Annotated in this window: 11 protein-coding genes; 8 read left to right on the plus strand and 3 right to left on the minus strand. The window is 64.7% G+C overall.

The window, feature by feature from the left end; genetic code table 11:
• The 8 genes from SR3_RS20905 (at position 1) to SR3_RS20940 (ending at position 9757) form a co-directional block, all read left to right on the plus strand.
• Positions 1–984: an NAD(P)H-dependent flavin oxidoreductase gene (locus tag SR3_RS20905; protein ID WP_068090333.1), complete on the plus strand. Its 984-nt coding sequence runs from the start codon at positions 1–3 to the stop codon at positions 982–984.
• Positions 985–1132: 148 nt separating this feature from the next.
• A complete protein-coding gene (locus tag SR3_RS20910; protein ID WP_068090359.1) occupies positions 1133–3130 on the plus strand; it encodes a PQQ-dependent dehydrogenase, methanol/ethanol family in 1998 nt (665 codons plus the stop codon).
• A gap of 110 nt (positions 3131–3240) precedes the next feature.
• Complete coding sequence (locus SR3_RS20915; RefSeq protein WP_068090335.1) at positions 3241–3963, plus strand: TetR/AcrR family transcriptional regulator; 723 nt, start codon at positions 3241–3243, stop codon at positions 3961–3963.
• A 128-nt stretch (positions 3964–4091) separates the two neighbouring features.
• The gene (locus tag SR3_RS20920; RefSeq protein WP_245654029.1) at positions 4092–4895 is read left to right on the plus strand and encodes an enoyl-CoA hydratase/isomerase family protein; all 804 of its coding nucleotides are present in this window, start codon (positions 4092–4094) and stop codon (positions 4893–4895) included.
• Position 4896: 1 nt separating this feature from the next.
• Positions 4897–5538 carry a flavin reductase family protein gene (locus SR3_RS20925; RefSeq protein WP_068090338.1) on the plus strand — a complete coding sequence of 214 codons (642 nt, stop codon included), beginning with the start codon at positions 4897–4899 and terminating at the stop codon, positions 5536–5538.
• A gap of 144 nt (positions 5539–5682) precedes the next feature.
• The gene (locus tag SR3_RS20930) at positions 5683–8067 is read left to right on the plus strand and encodes a CaiB/BaiF CoA-transferase family protein (RefSeq protein ID WP_068090340.1); all 2385 of its coding nucleotides are present in this window, start codon (positions 5683–5685) and stop codon (positions 8065–8067) included.
• Between the two features lie 28 nt (positions 8068–8095).
• The gene (locus tag SR3_RS20935; RefSeq protein ID WP_068090342.1) at positions 8096–9100 is read left to right on the plus strand and encodes an LLM class flavin-dependent oxidoreductase; all 1005 of its coding nucleotides are present in this window, start codon (positions 8096–8098) and stop codon (positions 9098–9100) included.
• Positions 9101–9112: 12 nt separating this feature from the next.
• A complete protein-coding gene (locus SR3_RS20940) occupies positions 9113–9757 on the plus strand; it encodes a nuclear transport factor 2 family protein (RefSeq protein ID WP_068090343.1) in 645 nt (214 codons plus the stop codon).
• A 59-nt stretch (positions 9758–9816) separates the two neighbouring features.
• On the opposite strand, the gene SR3_RS20945 is transcribed toward SR3_RS20940, so the two are convergent.
• The 3 genes from SR3_RS20945 to SR3_RS20955 all read right to left on the minus strand — a co-directional run.
• Positions 9817–10230: a Zn-ribbon domain-containing OB-fold protein gene (locus tag SR3_RS20945; protein WP_068090345.1), complete on the minus strand. Its 414-nt coding sequence runs from the start codon at positions 10228–10230 to the stop codon at positions 9817–9819.
• A 3-nt stretch (positions 10231–10233) separates the two neighbouring features.
• Positions 10234–11385, minus strand: coding sequence for a thiolase family protein (locus SR3_RS20950; protein ID WP_245654030.1), 1152 nt, complete (start codon positions 11383–11385; stop codon positions 10234–10236).
• Positions 11382–13174 (minus strand): 3-hydroxyacyl-CoA dehydrogenase NAD-binding domain-containing protein (locus SR3_RS20955; protein WP_068090349.1); only part of this gene is annotated, 1793 nt, incomplete at its 5' end. The genes SR3_RS20955 and SR3_RS20950, both read right to left, overlap by 4 nt.

Consider the following 13174-nt stretch of genomic DNA (forward strand, 5'->3'; position numbering starts at 1 on the left):
ATGCCGCTCAAGACCCGCATCACCGATCTTCTGGGCATTGCCCACCCCATCGTGCAGGGCGGCATGATGTGGGTGGGCACGGCGCAGATGGCGGCGGCCGTTTCCAATGCGGGCGGGCTGGGCATCATCACCGCGCTGACCTGCCCCACGCCCGATGCGCTGCGCGCCGAGATCGCGTGCTGCCGCGGCCTGACGGACAAGCCTTTCGGGGTGAATCTGACAATCCTGCCCTCGCTCAACCCGCCGCCCTATGCCGAGTACCGCCGCGCCATCATCGAGAGCGGCGTGACGATCGTGGAAACCGCCGGGCACAATCCGGGGGAGCATATCGATCATTTCAAGGCCCATGGCATCACCATCCTGCACAAATGCACGGCGGTGCGCCATGCGCTGAGCGCCGAGCGGCTGGGCGCCGATGTGATCTCCATCGACGGCTTCGAATGCGCGGGTCATCCCGGCGAGGATGATATTCCCGGCCTGATCCTGATCCCCGCCGCCGCCGACAAGGTGAAGGTGCCCCTGCTGGCCAGCGGCGGCTTTGGCGACGGGCGCGGGTTGGTGGCGGCTCTGGCGCTGGGGGCCGAGGGCATCAACATGGGCACGCGCTTCTGCGCCACGGTGGAGGCGCCGATCCATGAGGCGGTCAAGCGCATGCTGGTGGAGCAGGATGAGCGCGCCACCGATCTGATCTTCCGCTCCTATCGCAACACGGCGCGGGTGGCGCGCAATGGCGTGTCGCAGGCGGTGCGGGAGGCGGAGGGGCGCGGCGAACCCTTCGAGAGCATCGCGCCGCTGGTGAAAGGCGCGCGTGGCGCGGAAGGTCTGGCCAGGGGCGATACGCAGCATGGCGTGATCACCGCCGGGCAAGTGATGGGCCTGATTCACGATATTCCCACCTGCGCGGCGCTGATCGCGCGGATCGTGGCCGAAGCGGAAGAAATCATTGCGAAACGGCTGGTTAAATTTGCTCCTGTCACGGCGTGAAGGGCATTGACGAGTCGATAAATTTGCACAATGATGCAGAAAATAACGGATCAGACTCCGCCCCCACCTTTCGGGAGAGAGACCCATGCGACGGATCAGCTTCAAGCGCGGCGGCACGCTGGCGCTCACCACCCTTTGTGCCATCGCCATGGTTCAGGGCGCCGGATGGGCAGGGGGCCCAACCCCTGCTCCGGCGCGCAGTGACTGGCACGCCTTTGGCGGAGACAGCACCGAGCAGCATTACAGCCCGCTCGATCAGATCAACCAGGGCAATGTCAGCCAGCTGGGTCTGGCCTGGACCTATGACATCGACACCTTCGACAGCTACACCCAACCCCTTGAAGTGGATGGGGTGGTCTATTTCGCGGTGGGCAACAGCGTGATCCATGCGCTGGATGCGCGCACCGGCAAGCTGCTGTGGCAGTATGACCCCGATGTCGCCAGCCAGCCCGAGGCCAAGACGCGGATGCGCGCGGGCTGGGGCACGCGCGGCATTGCCTATAAGGATGGCATGGTCTTCACCGCCACGCGTGAGGGCCGTCTGGTGGCGGTCGATGCGAAAACGGGCAAGCTGCGCTGGCAGGTCAAGACGCTGGATGAGGCCGAGAACGGCTACATCACCGGTCCGCCATGGGTGGCGGGCGATGTGGTGGTGACGGGCTTTGGCGGTGCCGATTACAGCCCGACGCGCGGCTATGTGACGGGTTATGACCTCAAGACCGGCAAGAAGCGCTGGCGCTGGTATGTCGTGCCCGGCGATCCGGCCAAGGGCTTCGAAAACAAGACCATGGAGATGGCCGCCAAGACCTGGAGCGGCGAATGGTGGAAATATGGCGGCGGCGGCACCGTCTGGCACGCCATGGCCTATGATCCCAAGCTTGATTATATCTACATCGGCACCGGCAATGGTTTCCCCTGGAACCAGAAGATCCGCAGTCCCGGCGGCGGCGACAATCTGTTCCTCGGCTCGATCGTGGCGCTCAATGCCAAGACCGGCGAATATGTCTGGCACTATCAGGCCAATCCGGGCAACACCTATGACTTCACCAGCACGATGGACATTGAGCTGGCGGACATCACCATCAATGGCAAGCTGCGTCATGTGCTGATGCAGGCGCCTAAAAATGGTTTCTTCTACGCGCTGGACCGTGAGACCGGCCAGTTCATTTCGGCAGGCGAGATCGCCAAGCAGAACTGGGCCAAGAGCATCGATCCGGTCACCGGCAGGCCGGAGATGAATCCGGATTCGCTCTATCTCGATGGCAAGGCCTTCGTGATGTATCCCTTCCCCAATGGCGCGCATGGCGTGCAGGCCATGTCTTTCAGCCCCAAGACCGGCCTGAGCTATGTGCCGGTGATGGATGGCGGGCGCGTGGTGGTCGATCCGGCCAATGTGAAGGATTGGCACTATCGCCCGGGCATGTTCGTCAACACCGGGCTTGGCGCGCCGCCCGCCAATCTCACCGTGCCATCGGCCAGCAGCCGTCTGGTGGCCTGGGATGTGGCGGCCAATCGCATCGCCTGGCAGGTGCCCGAGCCGGGAATCTTCAACGGCGGCACCATGGCGACGGGCGGCAATCTGGTGTTTCAGGGCCTGAATGATGGCTCGTTCAACGCCTATTCGGCCCAGGACGGCAAGAAATTGTGGTCCTATGCCATGCAGAACGGCATGCTGGCCGCGCCGATGTCCTATTCGCTTGGCGGCAAGCAATATGTGACGATCATCACCGGCTTCCGTTCCAGCTACGCCAACACGCCCAATTGGGATTACCGCCAGCAAAAGCGCCGCGTGATGACCTTCGCTCTGGGCGCGACAAAGCAATTGCCCAAGGCGGAGGTGGCTGACGCGCCCATCGTGGACGATGCCGCTTTCGTGATCGATCCGGCCAAGGTGAAGATCGGCGCGGGCATCTTCAACACCTCCTGCGTGATCTGCCATGGCGTGGGCATGGCGGCGGGCGGTGCGGCGCCCGATCTGCGCAAGAGTTCGATCCCGCTGGATGCGGCGGGCTTCGCCGCCGTGCTGCATGATGGCGCGCTGATGTCGCGCGGGATGCCCGGTTTCGGCAATCTGACGCCCGAGGAGATCGAGGGGCTGCGGCATTACATCCGCCAGCGTGCGCGAGAAAGCCTTGCAGCCAAATAGGTTACGCGTGCAGCGGCGCTTGTGCCTCTTCGAAATGGGGGATTAGGGCCGCTGCATGTTGACCCTTTCTGATCTCATGTGCATGAAAGCCCCTCGGAAGGTGAGCGTACATGACGGCAAACAACGAGGGCAATGAACGCGTGCAGACCTACGCCAGCCCCGCCATTATCGAGCGGCGGCGGCGTATTCTGGAGGAAACGCGGCAGGTGATCGCCGAACAGGGCATCACCGCGCTCAACATGAACGATATCGGGCGGCGCGCCGGTGTGGCCAAGCGCACGCTCTACAACGCCTTCCTCACGCGGGAGCGGATGATCGCGGCGGCGATTCAGGAGTATTTCGAGGAATACATCAGCCGCATCACCTTCACCCAGCCTGCCGGCACAATGCAGCACAATCTGGAGCGCATGATCTCGGTCGTGCAGCGCAACCGCCGCATTCCCAACTACATCCGCGCGATCATGGCGCTCTATTTCAGCCCCGAGGTGGATGAGGACATCTGGCTGGCGATGCATTCCATCGCCACGAGCCAGAACCGCGCCTGGGTGGAAAATCTGGCGGCGGGCAAGCAGTTGCAGGCCTGGGTCAAGGTCGATACGCTGGTCGACGATATGGTCCGGCTGGAATATGCCATGATCAACGACTGGGCGCGGGGACGCATTCCGGATGAGGATATCATCCTGCATCTGGTCACCTCCTATCTCATGCTGATGCTGGGCGCGGTGCGCGGCGCGGCGCGCAAGGAGGTCGAGGCCATGCTGAAGGACATTGCCCAGCGCGGCATGGATGCCCTGCCGCTGCGCAAGCGCTCCAAGGCGGAGAAGGTGGATTAAAAATATACCATGATGCAAAATTCCTTGCATCATGGGCGACTCCTGGCCTAGTCTCCTTGTCATAAGAGCGCCGAAAAAGCGGCGCTCATAAAATTGCCGCAAAGCGGCAGCGCAAGGAGATGCGAGCCATGGCGGAGGATGTCTCCCCCGAGATCCTGATCGAAAGGCGCGAGGGCGACGTGGTTCTGCTGACGCTGAACCGCCCCCATGCCCGCAACACGGTTTCCTTCACCATGTGGGAGCAGTTTTCCGCCGCGCTCGACCGGTTGGAGACGGACACCCCCGCGCGCGGTCTGGTGCTGCAAGGCGCGGGCGGCTATTTTTCCAGCGGCGGCGATGTGAAGACCGGCCCGGCGCGCGGCGATGGCGCGATCCGGCTGGCCGCGCGGCTGGAGATGGGCCAGCGCATCATCAACCGGTTGCGCGCCTTGCCGATCCCCACCATCGCGGCGGTGGAGGGCGGCGCCTATGGCATCGCCTGGAGCATCGCCATGGCCTGCGACATGATCTTCGCGGCGGATGATGCCAAATTCGGCGCGCCTTTCCTCGATTATGGGCTGGTGCCCGATGGAGGCGCCGCATGGTTTCTGGCCCAGCGTCTGGGCCGGGCCCGTGCCGCCGAGATCATGTTCTCGGGCCGCACGCTGGAAGCGCGCGAAGTGCTTGATCTCGGGCTTGTCAGCCGTTTGCTTCCCGCAGGTGGCGTGGTGGATCAGGCGCTGGATTTCGCCGCGAGGATCGGCGGCGGCAACCCCCATGCGGTGGAGCTCACCAAGCGCCTGCTGCATGCCGGCGAAACCAGCGATCTGGCCGCCACCCAGGCGCTGGAGCTGATCTATTGCCACACCTGCCAGGCGGGCGAGGAAGTGCCCCGCGCCCGCGAAGCCTTCAAGGCCCGCGCCGCCGCCCGCAAAGCCGCCAAAGAGGTCTGACATGCAATTCGATATGCGCGCCCTGCCGATGGCGATCCGCTACAAGATCATCAACTCCACCATCACCCCGCGCCCCATCGCGTGGATCACCACGCTGTCGGAGCAGGGGGTGGTCAATGCCGCGCCCTACAGCTTCTTCAACGCCGTGGGCACGGAGCCGCCGCTGGTGGTGCTGGGCCTGCTGAAGGAGCCGCGCCGCCGCACGCTGAAGAACACCGCCACCAACATCGTCGCCAATGGCGAGTTCGTGGTGAATCTGGTGTGCGAGGATGACGCGGAAACCATGAATGAATGCAGCGTCGATGCCCCCGCCGATGTCAGCGAGATCGACTATGCGCGCGTGGTCACCACGCCCAGCGTCGTTGTCGCGCCGCCGCGGATCGCCACCAGCCCGGTCAGCTTCGAATGCCGCAAGGTGGCCGCGCTGGACATCGGCACGCAGCAGACCGTCATCATCGGCGAGGTGCTGATGGCCCATATCGCCGACGAGTTCATCACCGACCGTGAAAAGGTCTATTTCGACACGCCCGCGATGAAGCTGATCGGCCGCACCCATGGCAGCGGCTGGTATGTCCGCAATGGCGACAGTTTCCAGATGGCCCGCCCCGCCTTTGATCCGGACCGGCTGGCGCCCAAAGATTAATTTGAACCTCTGGTGCAAAATTTCTTGCGTTGCGCGATGATCTGATGTCACTCTGCGCGTGAAGGTTGGAAGGGCGGATGGAGGCGATTCCATCGCCAGCCCATCTCAGAATCATGCGGCACAAGACCGCGAGAGGAGCGTTTGATGTCTGGCCCCCTGGATCATCTTGTCGTCGTCGAACTGGCGCAATCCATGCCCGCAGCCATTGCCGGGATGCTGCTGGCCGACCATGGCGCGGACGTGGTGAAGGTCGAGCCGCATGGCGGCGCGTTCTTCGCCCATGACCTGACCCGCAAAAGCTGGGATCGTTCCAAGCGCAGCGTGGAACTCGATCTCGCGCAGGATCAGGCGCAATTGCGCGGGTTGCTGGCCGGGGCCGATATTCTGATCCATGCCATGACGGAGCGCGAGGCCGCCAAGCTGGGTCTGGATGAAGCCAGCCTGCAGCGCGATTGCCCCCAACTGGTCTCCGTGGCGATGCCCGGCTATGGCAAGGACACCCCCTATGCCGACCGTCCCCACGGCGAAGCGCTGACCGCCGCCCTGCTGGGCACGATGGTCGAGCGGTCCAGCCCCTTCCGCCAGGGGCCGATCTATCTGGGCCATCCCGCGCTGCACTACGGGCAGGCCTTTCTGGCGGTGATCGGCGCTCTGGCGGCCGTGCGGGCGCGGCGCAACATCGGCACGGGGCAGCAGGTGGAGGCCTCGCTGCTCGATGCGATGATCGCCCAGTCGCCGATGAACGACTGGTGGCAGGAAGAGGGCATCAGCTACATCAAGAAGGGCGATGCCGGGGCGATGGACCGCTTCGGCAACACCCGCCTGATCACCGGCATGTTCCAATGCGGCGATGGCCAGTATCTGCAGTTCCACACCGGCGGGCCGGGCGGCTTCAAGGCGGCGATGATCGTGCTGGGCTTCGGCGACCGGGTGCAGACCGTCAAGGGCCCGGAAATGGCCGTGCCGCTCAGCGAGGATGAGTATCACATCGCCCGCGTCGAAGTGCCCGAGGCCTTCAAGCAGAAGCCGCGCGACGAATGGATTACGCTGCTGCATGCCGCCGATGTGGCGGCGCTGCCGGTGCTCCACCCCGCCGAGGTGCTGCTGGACCCGCAGGTGGAGTTTGTGAACCAGCGCGTGGCGCTGCCCGATCCGGATTTCGGCACGATCCATCAGGCCGCGCCTGCCGTGATCTTCAAGGGCACGCCCTGCGCCGCGCCGCGGCCCGCGCCCGCCATCGGTGCGGACAATGGCGATCTTGCCGCTCTGGCCGCGCGCGCCGCGCCCCGGGTGGCCGCCAGCGGGCAGGCCATCAAGCGGCCGCTGGAGGGGATCAAGGTCGTCGATTTCTCCTCCTTCTTCGCGGTGGGCTATGGCGGGCGGCTGCTCTCCGATCTGGGCGCCGATGTCATCAAGGTGGAAACCCCCGGCGGCGACCAGATGCGCCCGCTGCCCGACTGTTTCGACGCCGCCCAGCGCGGCAAGCGCGCCATCGTCCTCGATCTGAAGCAGCCCGAGGCGCTGGAAGCCGCCTATCGTCTGGTGGCGCAGGCCGATGTGGTCACGCACAATCTGCGCCCCGGCAAGGCCGACAAGCTGGGGATCGGCTTTGACAAGCTGCTCTCGATCAACCCGCGCCTGATCTATGCCTATATGCCGGGCTTCGGCTCGCGCGGGCCCAAATCTTTGCTCAAGAGCTTCGCGCCGCTGGTTTCGGGCTGGACCGGCCTGCTGCGCGAGGGCGGGGGCGAGGGCAATCCGCCCACCCGCTCGGTCTTCGGCAATGAGGATTACAACAATGGCTTCCTCGCCGCCGCCGGCATCCTGATGGCGCTGGAAAAGCGCGCTGAAACCGGCGTGGGCGATTATATGGAATGCCCGCAAATGCATTCCAGCCTGTGGACCACCTCCGAGCATTTTCTCGATGCGCAGAAGGAGGTGGTCTACAGCTTCCGGCTGGACCAGTCGCAGACCGGCATCAACGCGCTGGACCGCATCTATCCCACGCAGAATGGCTGGCTGTGCATTTCCTGCCGTCAGGATGAGCGTTTTGCCGCTCTGGCGCGTGTGGTGGGGCTGCCGGATGATCCGCGCTTTGCCGATGCGCGTGCGCGCTCGGCCAATGATACCGCCTTGCAGGATTTGCTGACGCCCTATTTCGCCGCCCACAGCAGCGAAGGGGCCTTTGCCGCACTGGATGGCGCGGGTGCGGCCTGCGAAATCGTGCGCGAAAGCAGCTGGGTGCGCGATGCGCTCTGGGCCGACTGGGCCGAGGCGAGCAACCGCGTGATCGAGGACAAGGATTCGATGTATGGCCATGTCCGCACCTTCGGCAGCTTCGTCCATCTGAGCCGGACGCCGGGGCTGGCCGTGGGTACCGCGCCGCGTCTGGGCCAGCATACGCGCCAGATTCTGGGCGACGTCGGCTACAGCGAGGCCGAGATCGACGCGCTGCTCACCAGCGGCAAGGCCATGCAGGCCGAGCGCGTGACCGGCCGCATCGGCGGCGCGCGCGTTTCAGCCGACTGACATAGAACACATTTAGGAGAGACGGGCCGTGCAGCTCAACCTACGTTACGATATGAACCGCCCCGATTTCGGCGCCTCGCATCCTGCGCTGTATCGCGCGGCGATCGAGCAATCGATCTGGGCAGACGGTCTGGGTTTCACGCAGGTGTTCCTGGCCGAGCATCATGGCGCGGAGGGCGGTTATTGCCCCTCCTCCATGGTGCAGGCGGCCTCGATTCTGGGCACCACCAGGCAGATTGCCACCCATCTCTCGGCGCTGGTGGTGACGATGCATGATCCGCTGCGTCTGGCTGAAGACCTTGCCGTGCTGGACAACATCGGCCCGGGCCGCGTCTGGCTGACGGCGGGCATGGGCTATCGCCCGCATGAGTTCGAGATGTTCGGCAAGGACATCACCAAGCGTCTCGGCCTGATGAACGAGGCGATGGCCACGCTGAAGCAGGCCTGGACCGGCGAGCCCTTCGAATATCGTGACCGCACCGTGCGCGTTACCCCCCGGCCCGCCACGCCCGAAGGTCCGAAGATCTATATGGGCGGTTCCACCGACAAATCGGCGATCCGCGCGGCCAAGGCGGGCTATCAGTATTTCCCGGGCCACCCGGATCTCTTCGTGCTTTACAAGGAAGAGCGCGCCAAGGCCGGTTTCCCCGCGCCGGAAGAATACCGCCAGCCCGCCGCCAGCTTCCTCTATGTGACCGACGACCCGGAGCGCGACTGGCCCATCGTGGCGCCACATGTCGCCTATGCCACCAATGCCTATGCCGAATGGGCCAAGGAGCGCGGCGAGGGCCAGACCCGCTACTCCCCTGCCCAGACGGTGGAAGGGCTGAAGGCCATGCCCAACATCAAGGTCGTCACGCCCGATGAATGCTTCGACTATCTGGTCGGACTGGGGCGCGGCACCTCGGTGACGTTCCACGCCCTGCTGGGCGGGCTGGACCCCGAGGTGTCATGGCGCAGCCTGCGTCTGTTCGAAAAGGAGGTTCTGCCGCGCCTGAAGGCCGTGCCGGGCCTGCTGGAAATGTGCGACTGAGGGAGAGCGAGCATGGATGAACACAACCGCCGCCGCCTGTTGGGCACGCTGCTGGCCGCACCTTTCGCGGCCGCTGCCGCCAATGCCATGGCCGCCAGCCCGTCAGGAGGCAAGCCGGCGGGCTCGCTCTCGACGGCGCAGCGGCTCGATGTGCTGGAATCCAAGGATGCCATCGCGTGGCTGCTCAACGCCTATGCCCGCGCGAATGACCGCGCCGACGAGGCGCTGCTGCGCAGCCTGTTCTGGCCGGAATCCACCCATAAGCATGGCAAGTTCGAGGGTAAATCGAGCGATTTCGTCGGCTTTGCCTTCAAGATCGTTTCGGCGCTGCATTACGCTTGCCACCATATCACCAACATCTCCATCGAGGTGAAGGGCGACCACGCTTTCTCCGAATGCTATTACTTCGCCCAGCACCGCCGCGACCGCAAGGATGGCCCGGGCGAGGAGGATGTGTTCTTCCAAGGCCGCTATCTCGACGATCTGGAGCGCCGCAACGGTGTGTGGAAGATCATCCGTCGCCGGGGCCTGTCGGATTACACCTCGCCGCCGATTGCCTCCGAGACGCCACAGTCGTCATGGCCTGCCGGGCAGCACAGCGAAAAGGCGCCTAGCGACGATTACTACAAGATGCTGGCGGAATTCCGGGCGCGCTAAGCGCGGATCACAAAGCAAAAAAGGGGCGGGTGGCACAATGGCCATCCGCCCCTTTCCTTTTACGCCGGTGCAAAGCCCGCGATCTTGTGATCCCCGGCTTCCACGGCGCGAAAGCGCAGCCGCATGCCGCAGGCAGGCTGAACGGCATCGGCCTCGACCAGCACGCCGGGGATGCGCACGCCCGGCGCATCGTCGGGTTCGAAGAGGATCACCGTGTAGGGCACCTCATCCTTGTGGTCGCCGGGCAGCAGGCTGCGCACCACGGTGGTGAAGGTGTAGGCGCTGCCCTCGCTCGAGACCTTGCGCCATTCCAGCGTGGCATCGGGACGGCCCGGCACCACCTCGGGCGGATACCAGACGTGTTCGCCACTTTCCGTGTCGACGGTGACGCGCAATTCGCCTGCCTCCAGCCCATCGTAAAAGCCCTGAAACAGCGGATCTTCCAGATGGACGGGGTAAATCGGAAAACCCATGGTTCAGATCCTTGCCAGAACGGTGGTGGAATGGTTGTTGCCGCCCAGCCCGGCAATGGCGCAGAGCTTCGCGTCAGGCACCTGCCGCGCGCCTTCCTGCCCGCGCAGCTGGCGCACCGCCTCGATCAGCAGATTGATGCCCGGCACATAGCCGCCCGACATATGGCCGCCGCTGGTGTTGACCGGCATGCGCCCGCCGGGCTTTGCATGGCCGGCGGCGTAGAAACGCGGCGCCTCGCCCCGCTCGCACAGGCCCAGCATCTCGGTTTGCACCAGCGCGGAGATGGTGAAACCGTCATAGACCTGCGCCAGATCCAGATCCTTGGGATCGATCCCCGCCATGCCATAGGCCTGAGCGGCGGATTCGCGCCCCGGAAACTCGAAGGTACAGGGCTTCTGGCTGAAGAGCACGCCGTGGGGATAGTTGTTGTAACCCAGCCCCACGCCCTGCACGCTCACCACAGGATGCGGCAGATCGCGCGCCGCCTCCACGCTGCTGACGATATAGGCCCCGCCGCCATCGGTGGTGAGGCAGCAATCGGCGGCGCGCAAGGGCGTGGAGATCATCGGGCTGGCGCGATAGGCCTCCAGATCCATCGGCTCCCGGCGCTGGGCCGAGGGGGTGATCGCCGCCCAGGCGCGATAGGTCATGGGCACGGCGGCCTGTTCTTCCTCGCTCATGCCGTATTCGTGAGCATAGCGGTTGGCCATGGTGGCGAAATAGGTGGGCTGGCCGAAGAAGCCCGCGGGCATTTCCAGCCCGGCCTTCTGCGGTTCCCTTGCATGGAAGGCATAGACGCCCCCCGGCTTGGTCGAGCGGATGGCATAGGGCACCAGCACATGGCGGCACAGCCCCGCCTCGATGGCGAGCTGCGCCAGCCGCAGGGCGTCGCCCGTGGTGGCGGTGCCGCCAGCGCTGTCGGTCACCGCCGAGAAAAGCTTCTGCCCGGCGCCGATGGAATAGGCCATTTCCTCGCTGGGATGCCCGGCATATTTGTTGACGATATAGCCGTCGATGTCGGCGGGAGTCAGGCCTGCGTCGGCGATGGCGGCCAGGCTGGCGCGGGTCATCATCTGCAGCGGGTTTTCCTCGCCCTTGCGCAGAAAGGCGGTTTCTCCCACGCCAGTGACGGCGATCTTGTGACCTTTCATCATGCGTCCTTGAACCCCTTTCCTTCCGCCACCAGTCGCTCGATCAGCGGCGAGGGCGTGAAGATCGATCCATGCGCCGCCTCCAACGCTTTCAGCTTGGCGAGGACGGTTGGCAGGCCTTGCAGATCGGCCCAGAACATTGGCCCGCCGCGATATTTCGGCCAGCCATAGCCGGTGATCCAGACGATATCGATATCACTGGCGCGCGCGGCGATGCCCTCGTCCAGAATCTTCGCGCCCTCATTGACCATGGCGAAGAGGATGCGGTCGTGGATTTCCTGCTCGTCGATGGCGCGGCGGGCGATGCCTTGTCTGGTGGCGAAATCCTCGATCACCTGCAGCGCGACGGGCGAGGGCGTGGCGTTGCGCTTCTCGTCATAGTCATAGAAACCGGCCCTGGTCTTCTGCCCGTGGCGGCCCATCTCATTGAGGATTTCGCGCACGTTCGAAGAGGCGGTCGTCGCCCGGTTCCAGCCAACGTCCAGCCCAACCAGATCGCGCATCTGGAAATGGCCCATGGCAAAGCCGAACTCATAGAGCACTTTGTCCACGGCTTGCGGGCTGGCGCCATCAAGGATCAGCTGATCGGCCTGACCGCCGCGCGCCGCCAGAATGCGGTTGCCGACAAAGCCATAACCATTGCCGCAGAGCACGCCGATCTTGCCGATCGTCTTGGCCAGCTTCATCGCCGTGGCATAGACGGCGGGCGCGCTGTCCTTGGTGCGCACCACCTCCAGCAGCTTCATCACATTGGCAGGGGAGAAGAAATGCAGCCCCAGCACATATTCCCGCCGCTTGGTCACCCCGGCAATATCATCGATGTCGAGATAGGAGGTGTTGGTGGCCAGCAGCGCCCCCGGCCTGGCGATCAGATCGAGCTTGCGGAAGATCTCCTGTTTCACATCCAGCTGCTCGAACACCGCCTCGATGATGAGATCGACGCTGCCCAGATCGTTGAGGCTCAGCGAGGGCCGGATCAGCCCCATCCGCGTCTCGACATCCTCGGGCTTCATCTTGCCCTTGGCGGCGGTCGCTTCGTAATTCTTGCGGATGATGCCAAGGCCCCGGTCCAGCGCCTCCTGCGTGGTCTCCACCAAAGTGACGGGGATGCCGACATTGGCGAAATTCATCGCAATGCCACCGCCCATCGTGCCCGCGCCAATCACGCCGACGGTCTCGATTTTCAATGTGGGCGTTTCGGCGGGCACATCCACCTTGGCGGCCTGACGTTCGGCGAAGAACACATGGCGCTGGGCGGCGGACTGGCTATCCGCCATCAGCTCATCGAAGAGCGAGCGTTCATAGACCAGCGCCTCTTCGAAAGGCCGGTCCGAAAGCGTCGCCTCGACACAGCGGATGTTGTTTTCCGGCGCCAGAAAGCCGCGAAACTTCTTGGCATTGGCCTTGCGGAAGTCCTCGAAGACTGCGGGATTGGCGCGTGCTTCCTCCAGCTTGTCGGTCTTGTCGCGCACCTTGACCAGCGGGCGGCCCTCATCCAGCACGCGGTTGGCGAAAGCCAGCGCATCGGCGCGCAGTTGCCCCTCGGCGGCCAGCTCATCCACTAGCCCCATCGCCAGCGCGGCCTTGGCCGAGACGGGATCGCCGCTCGTCACCATCTCCAGCGCCTTGGGAATGCCGACCACGCGGGGCAGGCGCTGCGTGCCGCCCGCGCCGGGCAGCAGGCCCAGCTTCACCTCGGGCAGACCGCATTTGGCCGAGGGCACGGCGATGCGGTAATGCGCCACCAGCGCCAGCTCCAGCCCGCCGCCCAGCGCCGTGCCATGGATCGCGG

It is taken from the genome of Novosphingobium rosa NBRC 15208 (assembly GCF_001598555.1).
GTDB classification, from domain to species: Bacteria; Pseudomonadota; Alphaproteobacteria; order Sphingomonadales; family Sphingomonadaceae; genus Novosphingobium; species Novosphingobium rosa.

Bases quoted from the DNA above. Each gene is read 5' to 3' on its own strand.
- SR3_RS20945 (WP_068090345.1), bottom strand. From the start codon at position 10,230: ATGGGTTTTCCGATTTACCCCGTCCATCTGGAAGATCCGCTGTTTCAG.
- SR3_RS20910 (WP_068090359.1), top strand. From the start codon at position 1,133: ATGGTTCAGGGCGCCGGATGGGCAGGGGGCCCAACCCCTGCTCCGGCG.
- SR3_RS20930 (WP_068090340.1), top strand. From the start codon at position 5,683: ATGTCTGGCCCCCTGGATCATCTTGTCGTCGTCGAACTGGCGCAATCC.
- SR3_RS20925 (WP_068090338.1), top strand. From the start codon at position 4,897: ATGCAATTCGATATGCGCGCCCTGCCGATGGCGATCCGCTACAAGATC.
- SR3_RS20915 (WP_068090335.1), top strand. From the start codon at position 3,241: ATGACGGCAAACAACGAGGGCAATGAACGCGTGCAGACCTACGCCAGC.
- SR3_RS20905 (WP_068090333.1), top strand. From the start codon at position 1: ATGCCGCTCAAGACCCGCATCACCGATCTTCTGGGCATTGCCCACCCC.
- SR3_RS20950 (WP_245654030.1), bottom strand. From the start codon at position 11,385: ATGATGAAAGGTCACAAGATCGCCGTCACTGGCGTGGGAGAAACCGCC.
- SR3_RS20920 (WP_245654029.1), top strand. From the start codon at position 4,092: ATGGCGGAGGATGTCTCCCCCGAGATCCTGATCGAAAGGCGCGAGGGC.
- SR3_RS20940 (WP_068090343.1), top strand. From the start codon at position 9,113: ATGGATGAACACAACCGCCGCCGCCTGTTGGGCACGCTGCTGGCCGCA.